The sequence below is a fragment of the Bradyrhizobium sp. F1.13.3 genome (assembly GCF_040548265.1).
Classification (GTDB): domain Bacteria; phylum Pseudomonadota; class Alphaproteobacteria; order Rhizobiales; family Xanthobacteraceae; genus Bradyrhizobium.
The window spans coordinates 294,460-315,619 of record NZ_JBEPRI010000011.1 but is presented as its reverse complement, the minus strand read 5'-3'; the positions used below and the strand labels follow the sequence as shown (position 1 = coordinate 315,619).

At 63.9% G+C, this 21,160-nt stretch carries 18 protein-coding genes; 13 read left to right on the top strand and 5 right to left on the bottom strand.

All coding sequences use genetic code 11. The features are described 5' to 3' along the window. Nucleotides 1–210 (bottom strand): dodecin family protein (locus tag ABIB66_RS28145; RefSeq protein WP_354212187.1); only part of this gene is annotated, 210 nt, incomplete at its 3' end. 246 nt (nucleotides 211–456) lie between these two features. On the opposite strand from ABIB66_RS28145, the gene ABIB66_RS28140 reads away from it, so the two are divergent. Both ABIB66_RS28140 and ABIB66_RS28135 read left to right on the top strand, forming a co-directional pair. After that, nucleotides 457–1,119, top strand: coding sequence for a phytochelatin synthase family protein (locus tag ABIB66_RS28140; protein WP_009859446.1), 663 nt, complete (start codon nucleotides 457–459; stop codon nucleotides 1,117–1,119). A 200-nt stretch (nucleotides 1,120–1,319) separates the two neighbouring features. Beyond that, on the top strand, nucleotides 1,320–1,850 hold the full coding sequence (locus tag ABIB66_RS28135) for a DUF2380 domain-containing protein (protein ID WP_275174089.1): 531 nt from the start codon (nucleotides 1,320–1,322) through the stop codon (nucleotides 1,848–1,850). 511 nt (nucleotides 1,851–2,361) lie between these two features. On the opposite strand, the gene ABIB66_RS28130 is transcribed toward ABIB66_RS28135, so the two are convergent. Continuing rightward, nucleotides 2,362–4,383 carry a YgiQ family radical SAM protein gene (locus ABIB66_RS28130; protein WP_354209618.1) on the bottom strand — a complete coding sequence of 674 codons (2,022 nt, stop codon included), beginning with the start codon at nucleotides 4,381–4,383 and terminating at the stop codon, nucleotides 2,362–2,364. A gap of 193 nt (nucleotides 4,384–4,576) precedes the next feature. Here ABIB66_RS28130 and ABIB66_RS28125 point away from each other — a divergent pair, with 193 nt between their 5' ends. Both ABIB66_RS28125 and ABIB66_RS28120 read left to right on the top strand, forming a co-directional pair. Continuing rightward, nucleotides 4,577–4,762 carry a hypothetical protein gene (locus ABIB66_RS28125; protein WP_275174073.1) on the top strand — a complete coding sequence of 62 codons (186 nt, stop codon included), beginning with the start codon at nucleotides 4,577–4,579 and terminating at the stop codon, nucleotides 4,760–4,762. Nucleotides 4,763–4,916: 154 nt separating this feature from the next. Then, nucleotides 4,917–5,081, top strand: a complete 165-nt coding sequence (locus ABIB66_RS28120) for a hypothetical protein (RefSeq protein ID WP_275174072.1) — start codon at nucleotides 4,917–4,919, stop codon at nucleotides 5,079–5,081. A 6-nt stretch (nucleotides 5,082–5,087) separates the two neighbouring features. On the opposite strand, the gene ABIB66_RS28115 is transcribed toward ABIB66_RS28120, so the two are convergent. Further along, the gene (locus ABIB66_RS28115; protein ID WP_275174070.1) at nucleotides 5,088–5,753 is read right to left on the bottom strand and encodes a GntR family transcriptional regulator; all 666 of its coding nucleotides are present in this window, start codon (nucleotides 5,751–5,753) and stop codon (nucleotides 5,088–5,090) included. Nucleotides 5,754–5,761: 8 nt separating this feature from the next. Next, complete coding sequence (locus ABIB66_RS28110) at nucleotides 5,762–7,174, bottom strand: FAD-binding oxidoreductase (protein WP_354209617.1); 1,413 nt, start codon at nucleotides 7,172–7,174, stop codon at nucleotides 5,762–5,764. Between the two features lie 180 nt (nucleotides 7,175–7,354). Here ABIB66_RS28110 and ABIB66_RS28105 point away from each other — a divergent pair, with 180 nt between their 5' ends. The 7 genes from ABIB66_RS28105 to ABIB66_RS28075 all read left to right on the top strand — a co-directional run bounded on the left by ABIB66_RS28105 (nucleotide 7,355) and on the right by ABIB66_RS28075 (nucleotide 17,943). Then, nucleotides 7,355–8,239, top strand: a complete 885-nt coding sequence (locus ABIB66_RS28105; protein WP_354209616.1) for a dihydrodipicolinate synthase family protein — start codon at nucleotides 7,355–7,357, stop codon at nucleotides 8,237–8,239. A gap of 205 nt (nucleotides 8,240–8,444) precedes the next feature. Continuing rightward, nucleotides 8,445–10,769 carry a TonB-dependent siderophore receptor gene (locus tag ABIB66_RS28100; RefSeq protein ID WP_354209615.1) on the top strand — a complete coding sequence of 775 codons (2,325 nt, stop codon included), beginning with the start codon at nucleotides 8,445–8,447 and terminating at the stop codon, nucleotides 10,767–10,769. A gap of 63 nt (nucleotides 10,770–10,832) precedes the next feature. After that, the gene (locus tag ABIB66_RS28095; protein WP_354209614.1) at nucleotides 10,833–12,029 is read left to right on the top strand and encodes a PepSY-associated TM helix domain-containing protein; all 1,197 of its coding nucleotides are present in this window, start codon (nucleotides 10,833–10,835) and stop codon (nucleotides 12,027–12,029) included. A 137-nt stretch (nucleotides 12,030–12,166) separates the two neighbouring features. After that, nucleotides 12,167–13,456 carry a DUF1963 domain-containing protein gene (locus ABIB66_RS28090; protein WP_354209613.1) on the top strand — a complete coding sequence of 430 codons (1,290 nt, stop codon included), beginning with the start codon at nucleotides 12,167–12,169 and terminating at the stop codon, nucleotides 13,454–13,456. Nucleotides 13,457–13,629: 173 nt separating this feature from the next. Next, nucleotides 13,630–14,862: a rhodanese-like domain-containing protein gene (locus ABIB66_RS28085; protein WP_354209612.1), complete on the top strand. Its 1,233-nt coding sequence runs from the start codon at nucleotides 13,630–13,632 to the stop codon at nucleotides 14,860–14,862. A 99-nt stretch (nucleotides 14,863–14,961) separates the two neighbouring features. Then, nucleotides 14,962–16,206: a phosphoglycerate dehydrogenase gene (serA, locus tag ABIB66_RS28080; RefSeq protein ID WP_354209610.1), complete on the top strand. Its 1,245-nt coding sequence runs from the start codon at nucleotides 14,962–14,964 to the stop codon at nucleotides 16,204–16,206. 75 nt (nucleotides 16,207–16,281) lie between these two features. Continuing rightward, on the top strand, nucleotides 16,282–17,943 hold the full coding sequence (locus tag ABIB66_RS28075) for a tannase/feruloyl esterase family alpha/beta hydrolase (RefSeq protein WP_354209609.1): 1,662 nt from the start codon (nucleotides 16,282–16,284) through the stop codon (nucleotides 17,941–17,943). Nucleotides 17,944–17,964: 21 nt separating this feature from the next. Here the strand turns inward: ABIB66_RS28075 and ABIB66_RS28070 are convergent, their stop codons facing one another. Next, nucleotides 17,965–19,683 (bottom strand): ATP-dependent Clp protease adaptor ClpS, encoded by a 1,719-nt coding sequence (locus ABIB66_RS28070; RefSeq protein ID WP_354209608.1) that lies wholly within the window; start codon nucleotides 19,681–19,683, stop codon nucleotides 17,965–17,967. A 209-nt stretch (nucleotides 19,684–19,892) separates the two neighbouring features. Between ABIB66_RS28070 and ABIB66_RS28065 the strand changes: the two genes are divergently transcribed. Next, nucleotides 19,893–20,378 (top strand): MarR family winged helix-turn-helix transcriptional regulator, encoded by a 486-nt coding sequence (locus tag ABIB66_RS28065; RefSeq protein ID WP_354209627.1) that lies wholly within the window; start codon nucleotides 19,893–19,895, stop codon nucleotides 20,376–20,378. A gap of 11 nt (nucleotides 20,379–20,389) precedes the next feature. After that, complete coding sequence (locus ABIB66_RS28060) at nucleotides 20,390–21,160, top strand: enoyl-CoA hydratase (RefSeq protein WP_354209607.1); 771 nt, start codon at nucleotides 20,390–20,392, stop codon at nucleotides 21,158–21,160.

Here is a 21,160-nt window from a genome sequence, read left to right as displayed (position 1 = left end):
GCCTTCGAACTTGAACGAGACGTTGAGCTTGGTGCGATAGGCCTCGACTTTTCCCTTGTCGTCCAGTTGCATATCGAGCTTGACCACCTCTGCAACGCGAAGATCCCGGAGGGATTTAGCGGCTTGCTCGACCGCATTGGCAGCCGCCTTCTCCCACGAGTCGGTGCTGGTGCCGACCAGCTCAATGACCTTGTAGACGCTATCGGGCATGTCGTCCTCCTATTCGGGGTAGGGTCGGAAATCTAGCATCTGGATCGCGACGCTGAAACGTGTCGGCGATGTCGCGGAAAAGGGTCCGATTGGCTGTCGCTTTTCCTGAAGACTTGGTCAGCCCCGTCGAGATGCGGTCGCATTTTCAGCCCGAACGGACGCGCACATGAAATTTCTTCCTGCCGGTAGGCTACTGAATATCATTTTGCCGGCCGATGTCGTCGTTGCCGCCAAAGGTTTTGACCGATGAAGCGATGGCACCGCGTCAGCATCAGCAGCATGGTTCTCGCCGTGGGTCTGGTGTGGGCCGGGGCCCTGGTGGTCAGCCGATCGCACGTTCCATCAGAAGCCATAGCTTCATCGGTAACACGTACGCCTGAACTCATAGAGCGTGCGTGGCACCTGCCCGTGGCAGCCACATTCCAAAGACATGTTGATTGGCAATCAAATGGCTCTCGCTGCGGACCTGCCGCTGTTGCGAATACGTACCGGTCTCTTGGCGAGGCGGCGAGGACGGAGGGCAAGGTGTTGGCCCGCACGTGGAGCTGCTGGACAGGCGTATGCATCATGGGTCTCACGCTCGACGAGCTGGCCAAAGTCGCCCAGTCCCACACCAGCCGGAAAGTTACAGTCTTGCGTGAACTCAGCGAGACCCTGTTTCTGGAGCATCTCCGTCGCTCCAACGATCCGGGGCGACGCTACATCGTGAATTTCGATCGCGCTCAAATTTTCGGTGCTGGGAGTGGCCACCATTCGCCAATCGGGGGCTATTTGGAAGCCGAGGACCTCGTTTTCGTCCTCGATGTCAATCTCGATTTCCAGCCCTGGCTCGTCGAGCGGAAGCGGCTGTTCGACGCTGTTAATACCTTCGACGGCGACGAGAAGCGGGGGCTGCTCTTGATAGAATAATATCCCGCATGATCGCCTTTTGGCCCTCAGCCGACCCGCCGTGTGCATGCGGCTGAGGACCGCTTGTGACTCACTGCAGACGTTAGCGCTGCGCTGCGATGGGCGGCCGCGTAGCGTTACCAAGCATTAATTTCTTCGACAGGAGACGGAAAGAATCGATCTTCTAAGATGGGCTTAGCCGAGGAGATCGAGTCATCACGATGCGCCACAGCTCAATCCTGCACGCTGTTACCACAGCCGGTCTGCTCCTGGGAACCAGCCTCATCGCAGATGCATCCGCCGAGACCGCCAGCCACGCTTTGGCTGTCTCCGTCGACGATTTCAAGTATAGAGACACGTCGAACGAGCCCACCGATCAGACGGCCGTACATGAAAAGCGATTGCGGGCATTCATGACCGCGCTGCGGGACGATGTCACGGCGGACCACCGTTTTAAACTTGTGCCGTCCTCCTGCGCTTCAAATTGCCCGACCGATGGACCAATGTTGCGCGATCGGCTGCGCGCTGCGTCACAGGCCGGCGCGCAGATCCTGATCATCGGCGGCTTCCATAAGATGAGCACGCTGGTGCAGTTTGCGCAGACTGTTGCTATCGATGCAAAATCTCAGCGCATCGTGTTTAGGAAATATTTTCAGTTCCGCGGCGACAACGACGAGGCATGGCAGCGGGCGGAGCGTTTTGTATCGGAGGACGTCCGCGACCGGCTGCTTGAAAGCAGATCGCAGCAATAGACTACGCGCGACACATGTGTATGACACCGTGAGTCCGGTTTTGGCCCGTAGCTGACTCACAAAGCCGGACTGGCCATGTCCGGTTTCGCGGACAGAGCGGACACCGCCTACCCCGCGATCGGGTTTACGACTACGCTCCCCAGCGCATCCGGGCGCGCACCGACGCCTGCTGTGTTGAATGGATTCAAGTCGGGGGACGGTTGCTTCGAGCCTGCGCGCGGGACGCGGTGTGAAGCTCGAGGATATTGATACGGAGTAGCGGTTGGGCCTCGCCCTGTCACGCGTGCCGCGACAATGGCAGCTTGCGCCTGTTTTGCCCGACGAGTCAATATTTCGTCAAAACCTAATTTTCGTTTTTTCGTTATCTCGCCCGCCGGATTCAACGGATTCGCAAAGCACCTAAGTCATTGATCCCGCTCATGCCGGCTACTGTGCATGGGGTTGTTTTCGAGGTTTTTGTTTTGGGGGCACGACAGTGCGAGGATGAACCGGATCTGATCCGGCTCGCCCGCTACTTCATCACCCGCAGATTCTTGGTCGTGAACCGCTGGGTCTTGCCGTCTGGACGAACCGGTCGCCGCGTGCCGGCGGCCTTGCCGGTGCCGGGCGGCTGGTGCGCGGGGACCAGCTGGTCGGGGCGCGAGCCGATCAGGTCGGCGCGGCCCATCTCTTTCAGGGCTTCACGCAGCACCGGCCAATTGTCGGGGTCGTGGTAGCGCAGGAACGCCTTGTGCAGGCGGCGCTGGCGCAGGCCCTTGATCGCCTCGACCTTGTCGCTGCCGCCGCGCCGCACGCCGCGTAAGGGATTGACGCCGGTGTGGTACATCGCCGTTGCAGTAGCCATCGGCGAGGGCAGGAAGGTCTGCACTTGATCCGCCCGATAGCGGTTCTTCTTCAGCCACAGCGCGAGGTTCATCATGTCCTCGTCGGTCGTGCCCGGATGCGCCGCGATGAAATACGGGATCAGATAATATTTCTTGCCAGCCTGTTCGGCCGCGGCATCGAACATCCGCTTGAACTGGTTGTAGGCGCCGATGCCGGGCTTCATCATCTTGTCGAGTGGCCCGCGCTCGGTATGTTCGGGCGCGATCTTCAGATAGCCGCCGACATGATGGGTGACGAGCTCCTTGATGTATTCGGGGCTTTCCACCGCGAGGTCGTAGCGCACGCCGGAGGCCACCATCACCTTCTTGATGCCCTTGGTCTCGCGCACCTTGCGATAGAGCCGGATCAGATCGTCATGCGAGGTGTCGAGGTTCGGGCAGATCTCGGGGAAAACGCAGGACGGCCGCCGGCACGCCGCCTCGACCTTCGGGTCCTTGCACGCCATCCGGTACATGTTGGCGGTGGGACCGCCGATGTCCGAGATGACGCCGGTGAAGCCGGGCGTCTTGTCGCGGATCTTCTCGATCTCGCGCAGGATCGAGCCCTCGGAGCGGTTCTGGATGATGCGGCCCTCGTGCTCGGTGATTGAGCAGAAGGTGCAGCCGCCGAAACAGCCGCGCATGATCGTCACCGAGAATTTGATCATGTCCCACGCCGGGATCTTCGCGTCACCGTAGGACGGATGCGGGGCGCGCGCGTAGGGAAGATCGTAGACCGCATCCATCTCGTCGCTGGTCAGCGGGATCGGCGGCGGGTTGAGCCAGAGATCGCGATCGCCGTGGCGCTGCACCAGCGGCCGCGCATTGCCGGGATTGCTCTCACGATGCAGCACGCGTGACGCGCGCGCATAGGCTTCCTTGTCCTGCTCGACCTGCTCCAAAGCGGGCAGCCGGATCACGGTCAAGCCTTTCGTCCGCGATGCGCCTTCATCGGCGGAGTCGATATCGTCGGCTTGCAGCTCGACGTAGTCCTCGGGCACGCGGCGGAACAGCGCGACGCCCCTGATGTCGTCGAGCTCGCGCGGCGCCTCGCCGGCGGCAAGACGGTTCGCCACTTCGACGACGGCGCGCTCGGCATTGCCGTAAAGCAAGAGGTCCGCCTTGGCGTCGGCCAGCACCGAGCGGCGCACCTTGTCGGACCAGTAATCGTAATGCGCGATCCGGCGCAGCGACGCCTCGATGCCGCCGAGCACGACCGGGACGCCCTTGAACGCCTCGCGGCAACGCTGGGCGTAGACGACGGTGCAGCGGTCCGGCCGCTTGCCGCCTTCGCCGCCCGCGGTATAGGCATCGTCGCTGCGTATGCGGCGGTCCGCGGTGTAGCGGTTCACCATCGAGTCCATGTTGCCGCCGGTGACGCCGAAAAACAGCTTCGGCTTGCCCAGTGCCTTGAATGGCTCGGCCGAATGCCAGTCCGGCTGCGAGATGATGCCGACGCGAAAACCCTGCGCCTCCAGCAGGCGGCCGATGATGGCCATGCCAAAACTGGGATGGTCGACATAGGCATCGCCCGTCACCAGCACGATGTCGCAGGCGTCCCAGCCGAGCGCATCCATTTCGGCGCGGCTCATCGGGAGGAACGGCGCCGGCTTGCGCGGGCGCGCCTGCGCCATCAGGGGTTTTTCGGCGGCGATGATCTGGATGTCCATGGCGCATACGCATAGGACTCCGGGACGGCGAATACAACCGACGGGCACGTGAAAGATCCGGTTCCGTGGGCGGCAGCCCGGGCGTGCGGACACGTTAACCGTTCGCGAGCGCCGCCATCAGCTGTGTGACGCCGTCCACATACCGCCCAGCCTGTCCCCCGTCATGCTCTGCCTCGTTTCAAGGGAGAGATCGATGTTTGTGGTCGACATGCTGCTGATCCTGGCGATGATGTTTTTCCTGTTCCTGCCGATCACCGATCGCAGGACGGTGCGGATGAGGCTCTGCATGCTGTGCGCGCTGCTGGCGCTGTTCTCGGTCTCCGTCACCCGTACCCACGTCGCACCGGTGCAACTCGCGCGCGTGGGCTCGACCCACTAAGCGCGCCTAAGCTGATCCGTTCTCGCGTCACACGCAGGAACCAACTGCCCTCGCGAACATTCTGATGCAGGGTTTGCGCCGGACCCGGCTGGCGCGCGCTCGCGTCCGGGGTCTAATATCGCCTCGATGTTCGCCTCTGGCGGATGGGGGAGCCGTGAGTACAGTCATAGAGAACTTGCTGCTCCGAAAGCAGAAGCTCGTCGAGCAGCTCGAGAAGGCGCCCACGGTCGAGGACCGCGACAGGATCGAGCACCAGCTCGAACAGATCAACACCGCGCTGGATTTTCTGGACAGGCCCGGCACCAAAGGCGCGCGGTAGCAGCGCTCAATCCACCTTCAGCGCTTTGGCGTAGACCACGCCAGAATTGGTGATGTGCGTGGTCATCAGCGTCGCGAAGCCGGCGAACTCGCCGCGCGCGAACAGATCGAGCAGCTTGCGATGCTCGTCGAAAGACGTGCGCGTGCGAACGTCGATCGGCGAAGTCAAATTGGTACGCAGTGCTGCGACGCGGCTGGATGCGAGCTGATAGGATTCGGCGAGATAGCGATTGCCGCAATGGAGGAACAGCGCCTCGTGGAACGCGGCATCGGCGCGCCCATAGGCGATGTTGTCCCTGGCCGCGATCGCCGGCTCCATCGCCGCGATCGCCTCGCTCATCGTCGTGATCGCACCGGCGCGATCATGGCGGAAGGCGAGTTCGGCGGCCTTGGGTTCGAGCGCGATCCTGAACGTGCAGAGCGCGGTGATGTCTTCCGCGCTTGGCGTAAAGACAAAACTGCCGACCTGCGGCCGGATCACGACGAGGCCCTGCGCCTGCAGCTGGCCCATCGCCTCGCGCACCGGGGTGCGGCTGACGCCGAAGGAGTTTGCCACCATCTCCTCGGAGATGGCGGCGCCGAGCGCGAACTCGCCGTCGATGATGGCCTGGCGCAGCCGTTGCATCACCCGCTGCGACAGCGATTTCGGTGCATCGAGCTTCAGCGATCGCATCGGCTCTCTCAGATCACCTTGCCGGGATTGAGCAGATGATCGGGATCGAGCGCGGCCTTCAGCGTCCGCATCAGCGCGATCTCGGCCTCGCTGCGGGCATGACCCAGCCACTTCTTCTTCAGCGTGCCGATGCCGTGCTCGGCGGAGACGCTGCCGCCCATCTCGCGCACGAGGCCGTAGATGATCGCATCCATCGCTTCCTTCGGCTGCCGCTCGACGGCAAGGCCGGTCACCCAGGAGACGAGATGCAGATTGCCGTCGCCGATATGGCCGTAATAGACGCTCTCGCATCCCTCGATGCCATCCGCGAGCGCCGCCTTGCAGCGCGTGACGAACTCGTCCATCCGCGCCACGGCGAGGCCGATGTCGTAGGAGATGTGCGGCCCCAGCACCTGGCCGAACTCGGCGCAGATGTCGCGCACGCGCCAGAAGCTTTGCGTTTGCGCCAGCGATTGCGCCACGGCGGCGTCGGCGAGCAGCCCGCGCTCCATCAGCTCTTCGAGCCAGCTTTGGAAGCGCGGCGCGTCGAGGCTCTCGTCGGTGCCCTGCGCTTCGACCAGTACGTAGAGGCCGTGGCCTGCGGCGACCGGCGGCTTGACGCCGGCGCGTTTCGTGATCACGTCCCAGTAATCCGGCCACATCACCTCGAACGCCGACAGCAGCGGGCCGAGCCCGCTTCGCGCGGCGCCGAGCAGCACAATCACCGCGGCATAGTCCTCGAGCGCGCAGAGCGCGGCCATGGTCGAGCGCGGTTTTGGAAACAGCCGCAGCACCACGCGGGTGATGATGCCGAGCGTGCCCTCCGAGCCGATGAACAGATGCTTCAGATCATAGCCGGCATTGTTCTTCATCAGCTTGTTGAGGCTGGTGATGATGGTGCCGTCGGGCAGCACCACTTCGAGCCCGAGCACCAGTTCGCGCGTCATGCCGTAGCGGATCACGCGGTTGCCGCCGGCATTGGTCGAGAGGTTGCCGCCGATCGCGCAGGATCCGCGCGAGCCGAGATCGAGCGGGAAGAAGAATCCGGCTTCGTCGGCCGCCTGCTGGATCGTCTGAAGCGGCGTGCCTGCTTTCACCGTCATCGTCATCGAGGCATGATCGATCTCCTCGATGCCGCTCATGCGCTCCAGCGAGATCGCGACCCAGCCTGCTTCAGGCGATGCGCCGCGGCACAGCCCGGTCAATCCGCCCTGCGGCACGAACGGCAGCTGCGCCTGCCGGCAGGTCAGAATCGCGTCTGCCACGCCTTGCGCGTCGACCGGACGGATCACCGCAAGCGGCGTTTGCGGCAGGCTCGCGCTCCAGTCGTTGCAATTGCGCGCGGGCACGTCGGTGCCAACAAGCACGGCAGCCGCGCCGAGCCTGTCGCGCAAGGCGCCAAGCAACTGGGTCGGCCGTTCAATGGGGGTCACCATGTTCATGCGAGACCTCCTCGGAATCTGGCTGCGTGTCATGCGCGCCATGACGACGGAAAGGATTTGCGCCTTTGTTGTATGTAAGGTACAACGCGAAAAGTAAAGCAAAAACAACGCTTCGGGAAGCCCCCCTCGGATCGTCCGAGATCAGAGGCTTGGTCCGGAGCCACAGCAACGGATGGTGTGATGACGGAGGCGATTCGCGGGTTCTGGGTGGCGTCGGCGACGCCGCTCGCGACGGACGGCAGCGTGGACTCCGCAAAGCTCGCAGCCCACGCCAAGCAACTCTTTGGCAAGGGCGTCGACGGTGTCGTGCTGTTCGGCACCACCGGCGAGGGCACCTCCTTCAATGTCACCGAACGCGTCGCGACCATCGAGGCCGTGCTCAAGGCTGGCGTTGCGCCGGAGCGAATTGGAATCGGCGGCGGCTTCCCCGCGATCAGCGACAGCATCGCATTGACGCGTGCCGTGCTCGGCCTCGGCCTGCGTCACGTGCTGTGTCTGCCGCCTTACTTCGACCGCAGCGTCACCCCTGAAGGCATCGAGGATGCGTTTGCGGTGATCCTCGACGGCGTCGCCGACGATCGCCTGCGGGCCTACCTCTATCATATCCCGCAGATCTCGGGTGTCGCGATCCCGACGAGCGTCGCCGCGAATTTGCGCAAGCGCTACGGCAAGGTCGTTGCAGGCCTGAAAGACTCCAGCGGCGACTTCAAGCAGTTCCAGGCGTTCCGCGCCGCCGCGCCCGAGCTCGCCATCACTGTCGGCAACGAGGTTGACATCACCCGCGCGATCGCCGCCGGCGGTGCCGGCACCATCTGCGGCATGGCCAACATCGCGCCGGAGCTGGTCAAGGCAATGATCGACGGCAAGGATGTCGAAGCACGAATGCAGGCTGCCGTGGACATCGTGGTGAAATCGCCATCCTTCCTCACGACGCTGAAAGCCATCCTCGCGGCACAGACGGGCGATGCGAGCTGGCTGCGCGTGCGGCCGCCGCTCCGGGCCTTGTCCGACGGCACCGCGCTCAAGCGGAAGCTCGACGAATTGATGGTGCCCGCCATCGCGTGAGATCGCGCAAAACCGCCACAGGTGCTGTGAATTCGCGCGCTGCGTGTCGCGCTCGCTGCGCAATCAATCGAGGATTGCCGAATAGCGCGATCGGAATCTAGAACCATTCAACACTAGAGCGATTCAAGGCCGCCTACGGTTCTCTTCGCGTAGCACGACTGTTAGACGCGCCAGCTTCTGCGTCTGACCTGGAAGTGAATCGAAAGTGCGTGTCTATCTGGACGGCCAGCGCGTCAGCGGCCGTCGAACGCTTGCCGGCGATAGCCGCGCGGGTCTTCTCATCGGCGCGGCCGTGCTGCTCGCTGAATGTCCCTCCAGCTCGGCGACCGCGCAGGCCCAATCCGCACTGCCGCCGGTGACGGTGGAGGCGCCGGCACCGCGGCCGAAAGCGGCGCGTGCATCGGAGCAGTCTCCACGCCGTACGCAAGCCGCAGCGCGCCAGCGCAATCGCAATCCAGCCCCCGCAGCGCCGACGCTCTCGGAACGCGCCGCCGCGGAAGCCGCCGCGCAACAAGCCGCAAAGCTCGGCTACCGCGCGATGCCGAGCGCAACCACGTTGCGCAGCGGCGCCTCGCCGCTCGACACCTCGCAGGCCGTCAACATCGTGCCCGCGCAGGTGTTGAAGGACCAGCTCCCGCGCAACATCGACGACGCGCTGATCAACGTTTCCGGCATCACCCAGACCAACACGCTCGCCGGCAGCCAGGACGCAGTGATCCGCCGCGGCTTCGGCGACAACCGCGACGGCTCGATCATGCGCAACGGCATGCCGCTGGTGCAGGGGCGCAGCTTCAATCCCGCAGTCCAGAGCGTCGAAGTGCTGAAGGGACCGGCCTCGCTGCTCTACGGCATCATGGACCCCGGGGGCATCGTCAACACTATCAGCAAGCGGCCGGAGCTGTACCAGCATGGCTCGGTCACGCTGCTCGGCTCGGCCTTCAATGCCTCGAGAACTGGCGCTGACGGCTTGCTCGACATCACCGGTCCGATTGGTGACCAGGGCCTCGCCTATCGCTTCATCGGCTACGGCGTCAGCGAGGATTACTGGCGTAATTTCGGCCGGCATCGCGAGATGCTGGTTGCGCCGTCGCTGGCCTGGTACGGTCAGGACACCACGGTGCAGCTCAACTACGAGCATCGCGAGTTCATCTATCCGTTCGATCGCGGCACGGCGTTCAATCCGGTGACGAAGGCGCCGCTGGCGGTGCCCACGACGCGCCGGCTCGACGAGCCATTCAATAACACATGGGGTACGTCGGACCTGATCCAGGCGTCGGTCGAGCACCGCTTCAATCAGGACTGGAAGCTCTACGCTGGCTACAGCTACAACACGGAAACCTTCAGCGCCAACCAGCTCCGCATCTCCACGCTCAACTTCACGACGGGCGCCGAGACCCGCAGCAACGACGGCACACGGGGCTCGCTCAGCAACGCCAGCTACGGAACGTCCTACATGTCCGGCGGCTTTTGGCTCGGCGACATGCGCAATGATGTGGTGTTCGGTGGCGACGGCCAGTATCGCACGATCTACCGGGACAATCTGATCCGGCAGGCAACTCCCGCCTTCAATGTCTACAATCCCGTTTACGGTCTGATCGGACCGGGAACGACGGTGTCCAATCCAGACAGTGCGCAGACCGACAAGCTCGGCCAATGGTCGATGTTCGTCCAGGACACGCTGCATCTGACAGAGCGGTTCGCGTTGGTCGGCGGCGTGCGGTACATGGATTACGACCAGATCGCCGGGCGCGGGAAGCCGTTCGTCACCAACACCAATGTATCTCAGGACAAGGTGCTCCCGCTTAGCGGCGCCATTTTCAAGCTGACCGACCAGATCTCTCTCTATGCGAGCTACACCGAATCGCTGAAGCCGAATTCGACCATTGCGCCGATCGGCGTCACGATCGGCTCCAATGTCGCGCCGGAAGAAGGCGTGTCATACGAGACCGGCGTGAAGTTCGATTTGAACAAGCGTATCTCCGGAACGCTGGCGCTCTACGATCTCGACAAGAAGAACGTGCAGACGACGAAGACGAACAGCGCCGGCGTGGTGGAACTCCACACCGTGGGCCGTGCGCACTCGCGCGGCGTCGAGTTGGATGTCACCGGCAGGCTCACCGACAGCTGGGCCTTGATCGGCAGTTATGGCTACACCGACGCCCGCGTGACGGCATCCGAGGATTTGACGTTGCTCGGCAAGAAGCTGCAAAACGTCGCCTTGAACACCACCTCGCTCTATCTGGTCTATGACTTCGGCACAGCCCTACCGGGTCAGCTCCGCCTCGGCGGCGGCGCGCGCTATGTTGGGGACCGCCCCGGCGATTCCATCAACACTTTCTTCCTGCCGTCTTATGTGGTCGCCGATATTTTCGCGACGTATGAGACGAAACACCAGAACACGCCGGTGATCTACCAGTTCAACGTCAAGAACCTGTTCGACACCGTCTACTATCCCTCCGCCGTCAATAATTTGAACGTCGCCATCGGCGACGCGCGGCGGGTGTCGCTGTCGGCGACGGTGAAGTTTTAGCGATGGGCATGTCGCGCAGGGACGCTCGCCTGATGACCGCGCCGAGCGGGAAGGCCCGTGCCAATGCGTGACCCCTGGCGCGCGATCAAGGCGACCCTGCTTCGGGTCCATTCCATCGCGGGCCTCGTGCTCGCGTTGCTGCTCGCTGTGATCGCGCTGTCCGGTATGATCATGAGTTTCGAGGACGAGATCGGCGACTATCTGAACAGCGGCATCATGCAGGTCGCGCCGCGCCAGGCAGCGGCGCTGATGCCGGACGAGCTGGTTGCGCGCCTGACCGCGGGGCAGAATGTCGGCAAGGTCTCCGCCGTGACGCTAGCGAGTGATCCGTCCGCCCCGGTGCATGTCCGCTTTGCCCGCGACGAACAGGGCGCGCGGCCGTCCTCGCTCTATGTCGATCCCTATGACGCGCGCGTGCTGGGTGCGCCGCGCGGCGAGGGATTCTTTGCGACCGTGCGCAAGCTGCATCGCTGGCTGTTGATTCCCGGTGACGCCAAGGGCTGGGGGCGCCAGATCACGGGCATCGCGGCGCTCGGCCTCATCGTGATGCTGGTTTCGGGTCTCGTGCTGCGCTGGCCGCGGCGTGCAGGCAGCGTGAAGATGTGGCTGAAGCCAAATCTCGGGCTCAGCGGGCGCGGGTTGCATCGCTCGCTGCATGCGGTGATCGGCACCTGGGTCCTGCCGGTCTATCTGGTGATGACGCTCACCGGGCTCTGGTACTCGTTCGACTGGTACAAGGACGGAGTCGTCTGGCTGCTGTCGCGGCCGCAAGTCGCCGCCGCTAAGATGCAGCTCAGGATGCCTGCAAAGGCGTCGCGTTCGGCCGCCGGCGCCAGCGAGACGGCACAGCCGATCGGCTTTGATCGCGCGTGGGCCGCCTTCCAGCGCGAGGAGGGGAGCCGCTTCTCCAAGGCGTTGCTGACGCTGCCCGCCGGTGCGGGGACGGCGATCCGGATCCGCTCACGGGGGAAAGACTCCACGCTCGATACCACGCGCGACGAATTCCGCATCGACGCCGTCACCGGTCAGCTGGTCTCCGCGGAACGCTACGCCGACAAGACGTTCGGCGAGAAGATCATCGCGAACGTGCTCGACATCCACCGCGGCGCGATTCTGGGTTGGCCCGGCAAGCTCGCGTTCATGGTGGCCGCGGCGCTCATGCCGCTGTTCGCGGTCACCGGCGTCCTGCTCTATCTCTCGCGCCGCAAGCTGCGACGCCCCGCGCAGCCACCGCTCGGCCGGCTCGTGCCGGGCGAGTGATCGCGTCGACTGCCGTTCGGCGATCGCCGAATAGCAGTGACAACGAATCGCGTTGGCGCTGCGGACAAGAAGCACTTGTCGGAGCCTTCGCAAAATGGTTCGATTGGTGAGGTGCATCCTGAAGTGGTGGTTATCTGATGGCGTTGTCCGAACGCGACGAGATCGAAGAGACTGCGCTGCCTGCCGTACTGGTGAGACGCAGTGACCTGCCAGTGCCGCTCGCGCACCCAGCGCGGAGTTTCTTCGGCGGGCTTCCCAGGCTGCCTCCGCAGTTCGAGTGGCCGACGGCGGAGGTCAGAGCGAACCAAACCTTGGAGACCGTCGCGCTCACCTTCGTCGCTCAGATCGACCTGGCCGAAGTCCCGGGCTCCGGTTGGTCGCCGCTGCCGAAGCGAGGCACGCTCTATTTCTTCTGCAGCTCCGTGTTCGTGGGCGAAGGACGTCCGCCTTGCCGTATTCTCTACGGTACTGCTGCGGGTGACGCATATCCCGACCGCGCGCCACCGGCCGATCTAATGCCGCTGGCGGGGACCAATGGTGACGCCCAGGTCAAATGGCTCGATCCGGCGATCGATTTTCATTCCAAGGTCGAATTCAAATATCCACTTTCTTTCCACGTATTCCGGGACTTCTATTTCCATGAGGACGCCGTCGGAGGCGAACTCTTGATCGCAGAATTATGCAAGGCATTGGGTCCCGGGGAGCCGCGAGGACCTGATTTGGTGCAATTCAGAATGGCGTCCGAATACGAGAAGGACGATCATTGGCCATTCAACTGGCTCCTGATCAATCATGTGGTTCGGTCTGTGCTGTCGCACGTCGTTCGCGACCTGACACCCGGATACTCCTACAAGCCGCTCAACGACGAGGGAGCCGCGGAATTGAAGCGCCTTCGCGCTGGCGCAATCGGATGGCTCGAGCGCTGTCGGGCGCTGACTCCAATGGATAACGTGGATGCGGACACAAGAGCGACCTTTCGGGCCTGGTGGACCGACGTCGTGCACACCTACGAGAATGTCCGACAATACGTCTATACGTATTCGTCCACAATCGCGTCGGATCTCGGCAATGCCATCAATCATACGATCCGATGCATGGCGGAGCAGGATGTTAAAGCTCTCGACGACGTGCCTCTCAGCTATCTTACGAATTTCGCGCGTCGAAATCATTGGAAGACCCCGACCGCAAGAGACGGCCAATACCGCCGTTTTAACACCGCCCTGCATCAGATGCTGGGATATGGCAGTGGCCCGCAGAATGCGACGGAGCAGCACTTGGAAGATATATTATTGCTCCAGATGCAAGGTGATCGCGCGTTTCTTGACTGGCACGCCAACATCGGATGCACGCTTCATTTCTGGATCGACCGCGATGCTCTCGATCAGCTCGACTTCGCGAAAGTGGTCGCTACATACGAATGTGATTGAGGTGACGCCGACGCGGTGAACTCGCGACCGTCGAGAGGCGTTCGCGCGCAGGATCTTCCTCCTCGACCATGATGTGTCTGACAAGGGCTATTGAATTTGATTGTGCGCGGCATGGCTAGCCAATGCCGCAACAATGGTTCAAAAGCTCATGGCCACTTCCCAGAGTTCATGCCATGAAGCTCACCACCGTCACCCCCGCCGATATCCGCCGCGCGTTGCTGTTGCGCGAGGAGATCGCGCTGCTCGATCTCAGGCACGAGGCTGGCTTCGCGACCGGTCATCCGCTGTTCGCCGCCAATTTGGCCGCCGATCGGATTGCGATCGAAGCCGAGGTCAGGCTGCCGCGCAAAGATGTGCCGATCGTGCTCTATGATGATGGCGAAGAACTGGTCACTGCCGGCGCCGAGCGCATCGCGGGTCTGGGCTACACGAACATCCGCGCGCTCGACGGCGGGCTGAAGGCCTGGCGCGACGCGGGCTATCAAATCTTCGAGGACGTCAACTCCTACTCAAAAGCCTTTGGCGAGCTGGTCGAGTCGCGCCGGCACACGCCCTCGTTCAGTGCCGACGAGGTGGCAAAACTCATCGCGGACAAGGCTAACATCGCCATCCTCGACGTCCGCCGCTTCGACGAATACGCCACCATGAACATCCCGGGCTCGGTCAGCGTGCCCGGCGCGGAGCTGGTGCTGCGGGCAGGGCAGGCGGCACCCGATGCCGACACCACCATCATCGTCAATTGCGCCGGCCGCACCCGCTCGATCATCGGCACCCAATCGCTGATCAATGCCGGCGTGCCGAACAAGGTCCGGGCGCTGCGCAACGGCACCATCGGCTGGACGCTGGCGCGGCATACGCTCGACCATGGTGCCGACCGGCGTGGTGCGATCGGGTCGTTCGAGGGCGGCCCGGCCAATGCCCGCGACGTCGCCTATCGCGCCGGTGTGCGCCACATCGGCGCGAGCGAGATGGCTGCGCTTGTCGCGCAGACCGATCGCACGCTCTATCGCTTCGATGTGCGTGACGCCGAGGAATATGCGGCCGGCCACCTCCCGGGCTTCCGCCACTATCCCGGCGGCCAGCTCGTGCAGGAAACCGACATGGCCGCACCGGTGCGCGGCGCGCGCATCGTGCTGACCGACGACAAGTGCGTCCGCGCCGACATGACGGCGTCCTGGCTCGCGCAGATGGGTTGGGAGGTCTATGTGCGCGAAGGCGGCTATGACGGCGCGCTCGAAGTCGGTCCGCCGCACGTCCTGCCCAGGCCCGACCCCGCCCACCGCTACCGCCGCCCCTATGAAGGCACCGGCGTCGACGAGCGCGCGATGCAGGCCTATCTCGACTGGGAATATGGTCTGGTCGAACAATTGCGTCTGGACGGAACGCACGGGTTTTACGTGATCTGACGACCGCCCCGCCATCTTCTCCCCGTATCCGAACCCTATTGTGCTGCGCATCCCCCGCGGTCTATGAGCTGCGGCGAAGCTGTGACCCACGGAGATTTCATGCCAGCCCCAGGCCAAAGCCCTGAGCGGAACGCGAAGGCGCTGCTGCTCGAAGGCGTCAACGACAGCGCCGTGGACCTGTTCAGAACTGCGGGTTTCACCAATGTCGAGCGCCTGACCAAGGCGCTGGACGGCGAGGATCTGCGGCGGGCGCTCAAGGGCGTGTCATTGCTCGGCATCCGCTCGCGGACCCAGATTACCGATGAGGTGCTGGAAGCGGCCGACCAGCTTCTCGCCGTCGGCTGCTTCAGCGTCGGCACCAATCAGGTCGATCTGCTGGCGGCGCGCAAGCGCGGTATTCCCGTGTTTAATGCGCCGTTCTCCAACACGCGTAGCGTCGCCGAGCTCGTGATCGGCGAGATCGTGATGCTGCTGCGGCGCATCTTTCCGCGCTCGGTGTCAGCCCATGAGGGCGGCTGGGACAAGTCGGCGACCGGCAGTCGCGAGGTGCGCGGCCGCACCCTCGGCATCATCGGCTACGGCAATATCGGCTCGCAGCTCTCGACGCTGGCGGAGGCGATCGGCATGCGCGTGATCTATTTCGACCGCACCGACAAGCTCCGCCACGGTAACACCGAGCCGGTCGAGAAATTGGAAGAGCTGCTGGCGCAGAGCGACGTCGTCAGCCTGCACGTGCCGGAGACGCCGGAGACCGCCGGGATGATCGGCGAGAAAGAGCTGCGGGCGATGAAGCCCGGCTCCCTCCTGATCAACAACAGCCGCGGCACCGTCGTCGATCTCGACGCGCTGGCGCGGGCTCTGCGCGACGGCCATCTCGCGGGTGCCGCCATCGACGTGTTTCCGGTCGAGCCGTCCTCGAATTCCGACCGCTTCAAGAGCCCGGTGCAGGGCCTCGGCAACGTCATCCTCACGCCGCATATCGGCGGCTCGACCGAGGAGGCGCAGGAGCGCATCGGCGGCGAGGTGGCGCGCAAGCTGGTCGATTTTTTCATCACCGGCTCGACCACGGGGGCAGTGAATTTCCCGGAGGTGCAGTTGCATCTGCGTCCCTCCGGCGCGCGCTTCAGCCACGTCCATCGCAACGTGCCCGGCATGCTGCGCCGGCTCAACGAGGTCTTCCTGCAGCGCGACATCAATATCGCCGCGCAATATCTGGAGACCTCCGGCGATCTCGGTTACGTCGTGCTCGATGCCGACCTCGGCGGCCAGGATTCAGGCGCGCTGCTTGCGCAGATCCGCAGCCTCGAGGGCACCGTCGGCGCGCGGCTGGTGTTCGAGCACTAGCGTCATTGACGGGCGGCCGCAGGTCGCCTTGAATGCGGCCTGCTGGCGGAACGAACAGAAACTCAGGGGGAAACGATGGCGCAAATCCATGTGAAGCTGTGCGCATTGCTGGTGGGCGCAGCGGGCGCGCTGGGCGCGAATTCCGCTTCAGCGGTGACGCTGACTGAGGATGCGGACACCGTCTGCAAGGGCCTCGTCGGCGGCGCTGACGCCGTGAAGATCGATTCGGCGACGTTGCTGGCGCCGTCGCAACTGGCCGTGGCCGAACGCGGCCCGACGCCGTCGGGGCGCGTCACGCCCGCCAATCCCGGCTTCTGCAAGCTGCTCGGCCATATCGATCCCACCGATCCCAAGGCGCCCCCGATCAAGTTTCAGGTCAATTTGCCCGTCGAATGGAACGGCCGCTCGCTGCAATATGGCGGCGGCGGATTCAATGGCGTGCTGATCACGGGCCTGGCGCTGCCGCCGGCCTATCCCTTCGACAAGCCGTCGCCGCTCGCGCGCGGCTTCGTCACCTACGGCACCGATTCCGGTCATGAGTCCAAGCCGGGCGAGCCGCCGCAGCTGTTCGCACTCAACGACGAAGCCTTCGAGAATTTTGCCCATCGCGCCTACAAGAGGGTCCGCGATACCGCAGTCGCGCTGATGCAGCGCGCTTACGGCAAGAGACCTGAGAAGATGTACTTCATGGGTTCTTCCGAAGGCGGCCGCGAAGGCCTCACCATGTCACAGCGCTATCCCGATGATTTCGACGGCATCTTTGCCCGCGTGCCCGTCATCAACTGGGTTGGCCTGCAGCATGCCGGCACGCGCTCGGGGCTCGCGACCATGGGTGAGGGCTGGATCAATCCGGCGCAGGTGAAGCTCGTGGGCGATGCCGTGCGGGCCGCTTGCGACAAGGCCGATGGCTCCGATGACGCGCTGGTGCAAGATCCCGTGTCCTGCAAGGCGGCCTTCAAGGCGGAGACGCTGCGTTGCGCCAGCGGCAAGTCGGGCGATCAGTGCCTCACCGACGCACAGATCAAGGCGATCGACACGTTGCATGCGACCTACAAATTCCCGTTCCCGCTCGCCAACGGTCTCGACGATTATCCGGGCTGGGGCGTGTCGGGCGAGGACACGCCGGCGGTTGGCCCGACCGGCGGCTGGGTCGCGTGGTGGCTCGGCACGGCGCCTCCCGCGCAACCGCCTGCGCCCAATAACGGCATCGCCTGGATCTACGGCGCCGGCGGCATCCAATACGTGTTCGCGCGCGATCCCAAGCTCGACGTGACGACGTATAAGCCCGAACAGCACAAGGCGCGGCTGCTCGAGGTCTCCAGCCTGATGGATTCCACCGACCCCGATCTCAGCCGCTTCCGCGCCCGCGGCGGCCGACTGATCATGCTCGAACACATGGCCGACTACGCGCAGAGCCCCTATGCCGGCATCCGCTATTTCGAGAGCGTCGAACGCAAGCTCGGCAAGGCCGAGACGGCCGAGTTCGCGCGGCTCTACACCGCGCCCGGGGTCGACCACGTCGGCTCCGGCGCGCCGGCCAATGTCGACATGCTGAGCGTGCTGGTCGATTGGGTCGAAAAGGGCAAGGCGCCCGGCGATTTGGAAGTCACCGAGCAGAAGGTGGAAGCGCCGTCCTTTGCGACGCTTCGCGCGCTGCCGCTGTGCCGCTGGCCGGCGTGGCCGCACTACAAGAGCGGCCCGGTGACAGAGGCGGCGAGCTTCACCTGCGCGCCCTAGCAGGCGCGCCACTTCGGAGCGTCACCCCGCCGCCATCGCCTGGGCGCCGCCGAGCAGCTGCGCATTGAGCCGGCCGCCAGAGAACAGCATGTCGTCAAGCGCCTCGTCGATATCGGCGGAGATCACGGTGTTGCCGCCGTCCCGCGCGATGCTTCCTTGCGCCAGCCGCCGCATCAGCTCCCTGATGAAGGCGCAACTCGTGCCTTCGCTGCGACGGGCCGCTTCGGCGATGACCGCGTCCTCGATTGGCAGTCCTTTGCCGTAGAGCCGGACCAGCTTGCCGCGGCCAGTCTCGTCGGGCAGCGGCACTTCGATAGCTTGATCGATGCGGCCGGGGCGACCCGCGAGAGCTCCCTCGAGGTCCTCCGGCCGGTTGGTGGTCAGGACGAACAGGATGTCGGCGTCTTCCTTCAGGCCGTCCATCTCGTTGAGCAGCTTGTTCAGCATGGATTCCTCACACGGCCCCATGTCATCGCGGTCACGGGCGATGAGATCGACATCCTCGATCACCACCATCGACGGCTGGAGCAGCCGTGCCAAGCTCATATAGGCGCCGAGTAGACCGATTTGTTCGGCCGTGATGATCAGCGTCGTATGCCCGGGCAAATGCGTTGCGAGATAGCGGATCGTGTGGGTCTTGCCGGTGCCCGGCGGCCCGTACAGCAAGATGCCTTTGCGTGTCGATTGACCCAGCCGGCGCAGTTGGTCTCGGGTGTTGACGAAGGTCAGAACGTTGCGATCGAGCAGCCGCAGAGTCTGCTCCGGCAGGATCACCTCGTCGCGGGCGACCTGCGGCAAGCGATGCACCGTGATGCCGCGCGAGCGACCGCGATAGTCGGAGTCGGCATCGAGCGACAGGATCTTGCCGCGATAGGTCCGCGCAGCCTGTACGGCTTCTTCCAATTCACTGAAGCATTGCTGGACCAGAGCCGCGCCTGCGGAACCTGCGGGCACGAGAATCTCGATTCGAATTCCGGGCTCGCGACTGTATTCGCGGTGTGCGCAGAGCAAAACCGCATAGCGGAGATTATCCTGCTCACACAGCCACAATCCGTTATCCAGACACTTGACCGGGCTCTTCTCGCCTACGTCGACGTCGGAATATTGCAGTGGGGCAATCGCGATCGCATAGCGGCCCTCCTTGAGCAGTCGTGGAATCGACAGCGTTTCGTAGCGCTGCTCCTCGTTCAATCCCACCAGCCGGATGGCCTTGCCGAAGAGCCGGTCGACCGCGGCCTGGAGATCGACCCGCATGTGGCCGGGAAATTGGCGGATCGTGGTCACGAGCTTGCTGCGCGCCGTGGTGGCAAGGTGCCAGTCGAGAACGTCGCAAGCAAAGTCGAAATCTTCCTCTTGTTCGTTCGAGGGCTCATCCGCCGCACGCATGCAGTCGCTGCACAGCCAGACCGTGCGGCTGCCGATACGCACGTCCATCTGTCCCTCCGGCTTGCCGCAGAGTTCGCAAGGAGTCGTGACCGCCTCAAGCGTGACCTGCAGTTGATGGCCGGCCAGGCCGATGGATTGTTGCGCAGATTTGAAAAGGGCTTCGGCGACGGATTGGGGGTAAGGTCCGCAAACCGCCCTTTCCTTCTGCTCGATCTGGGTGATCAGCGCGGTCGCTTCACGGTCTGATTTGCCGAAAACCTGCCGAAGCAGATCCATCACGAATTGGTCCGGCGTATCATCGTCATTATGAATTACGAGCTGGGTCGGCTGGTTCGGGCCACGCATACTGTTCATCACGAAAGTCTCCGGGACAATCTATGATTGAATAGAACGAATAGGGAACACAAAACGAGGCAACCGTCAAGCGTTGCGGCGGCACCTAATTGCGATTGGTGGGTGAGGTCCTGGTGCGCCGGTGCGGCCTGTTGCTCGACGACTGCCGCGGTACATCGATCCACCTGCCGTCCTTTGACATTCCGAGCCGCTTCGATTATCTATTTCGCATGCGAAATAAGGAGGCCGGCGCGGGGCATCATCGGCTGATCTACCTGCTGAGCGTTGCACAGCGGCGCTTGCAGCGCTGGATGGCGGCGCAGCCTTCGAGCGAGGTCACGCCGGCGCAGGCAGGGCTTCTGTTCATTCTCGGCAAGCAGGACGGCGTGCTCATGGGTGAGGCGGGCACGGCGCTCGATCTGGGGCCGGCCGGCATCTCCGGCCTCGTCGACCGCACGGCAGCTGCAAAGCTGATCGAGCGGCGGGCCGATCGGGAGGACGGGCGCGCCTGGCGCGTCTGGCTGACGCCGAAGGGCCGTGCAGCGCTCGCACAGGCAAAGGCCAACGCGGCACAGGTTAACGCCGCGTTGACGGACGGATTCACCAGTGCGGAGATCGATATCGTCGCGCGCTGGCTGACCAGCATTCAGGACAAATTTCCAAGAGAGCTTTCAAGAGAACTTCCAACAGAGCTTTCGCGAGATCCAGAGGAATAGAGGAGAGACCCATGACCGAGCACGTCCGGATCGAGAACAGCGGCGGAATTCTCACACTCACGCTGGCGCGCCCCGACAAGAAGAACGCGCTGACGGATGCGATGTACGGCAAGCTCGCCGATGCCATCGAATCCGCCGAGTCCGATACATCGGCCCGCGTGATCCTGATCCGTGGCGAAGGCGACATGTTCACTGCCGGCAACGACGTCGGCGAATTCGCCGCGGTCGCAGCGGGCAAGTCGGAAGGAAGCCGCAACGTCGTGCGCTTCATCCAGTCGCTGGCGCGGTGCACCCGGCCTTTGGTCGCCGCGGTGCAGGGCCGCGCCGTCGGCGTCGGCACCACGATGCTGCTGCATTGCGATCTCGTCGTGCTTGCCGACAACGCGCAATTGTCGACGCCCTTCGTCAGCCTAGCGCTGGTGCCGGAAGCCGCCTCCAGCCTGCTGATGCCCGCGCGCATCGGTTACGCACGGGCCTACGAGATGTTCGCGCTCGGCGAGACCGTGCCGGCCAAGTCCGCGCTGGAATGGGGGCTCGCCAACCGCGTGGTGCCGCTCGACAAACTCGATACCGAAGCGCTCGCGCTGGCGCAGCGTCTTGCCCGTCAGCCGGCCGGCGCGCTCACCGCCACCAAGAAGCTGATGCGCAATGGCGAGGCGCTGGTCGCGCAGATGAATGCCGAAGGCGAGCAGTTCGGACTGCGCCTGCGCACCGCCGAGGCGCGCGAGGCCTTCACGGCGTTTGCGGAACGCCGTCCGCCGGATTTCACCAAGGTTGCGTGA

Excerpts from the sequence above, each read along its gene's own strand:
- serA (WP_354209610.1), top strand. The coding sequence starts at position 14,962 with ATGCCAGCCCCAGGCCAAAGCCCTGAGCGGAACGCGAAGGCGCTGCTG.
- ABIB66_RS28135 (WP_275174089.1), top strand. The coding sequence starts at position 1,320 with ATGCGCCACAGCTCAATCCTGCACGCTGTTACCACAGCCGGTCTGCTC.
- ABIB66_RS28095 (WP_354209614.1), top strand. The coding sequence starts at position 10,833 with ATGCGTGACCCCTGGCGCGCGATCAAGGCGACCCTGCTTCGGGTCCAT.
- ABIB66_RS28115 (WP_275174070.1), bottom strand. The coding sequence starts at position 5,753 with ATGCGATCGCTGAAGCTCGATGCACCGAAATCGCTGTCGCAGCGGGTG.
- ABIB66_RS28070 (WP_354209608.1), bottom strand. The coding sequence starts at position 19,683 with ATGAACAGTATGCGTGGCCCGAACCAGCCGACCCAGCTCGTAATTCAT.
- ABIB66_RS28065 (WP_354209627.1), top strand. The coding sequence starts at position 19,893 with ATGCGAAATAAGGAGGCCGGCGCGGGGCATCATCGGCTGATCTACCTG.
- ABIB66_RS28090 (WP_354209613.1), top strand. The coding sequence starts at position 12,167 with ATGGCGTTGTCCGAACGCGACGAGATCGAAGAGACTGCGCTGCCTGCC.
- ABIB66_RS28060 (WP_354209607.1), top strand. The coding sequence starts at position 20,390 with ATGACCGAGCACGTCCGGATCGAGAACAGCGGCGGAATTCTCACACTC.
- ABIB66_RS28140 (WP_009859446.1), top strand. The coding sequence starts at position 457 with ATGAAGCGATGGCACCGCGTCAGCATCAGCAGCATGGTTCTCGCCGTG.
- ABIB66_RS28105 (WP_354209616.1), top strand. The coding sequence starts at position 7,355 with ATGACGGAGGCGATTCGCGGGTTCTGGGTGGCGTCGGCGACGCCGCTC.
- ABIB66_RS28130 (WP_354209618.1), bottom strand. The coding sequence starts at position 4,383 with ATGGACATCCAGATCATCGCCGCCGAAAAACCCCTGATGGCGCAGGCG.
- ABIB66_RS28075 (WP_354209609.1), top strand. The coding sequence starts at position 16,282 with ATGGCGCAAATCCATGTGAAGCTGTGCGCATTGCTGGTGGGCGCAGCG.
- ABIB66_RS28110 (WP_354209617.1), bottom strand. The coding sequence starts at position 7,174 with ATGAACATGGTGACCCCCATTGAACGGCCGACCCAGTTGCTTGGCGCC.
- ABIB66_RS28085 (WP_354209612.1), top strand. The coding sequence starts at position 13,630 with ATGAAGCTCACCACCGTCACCCCCGCCGATATCCGCCGCGCGTTGCTG.
- ABIB66_RS28125 (WP_275174073.1), top strand. The coding sequence starts at position 4,577 with ATGTTTGTGGTCGACATGCTGCTGATCCTGGCGATGATGTTTTTCCTG.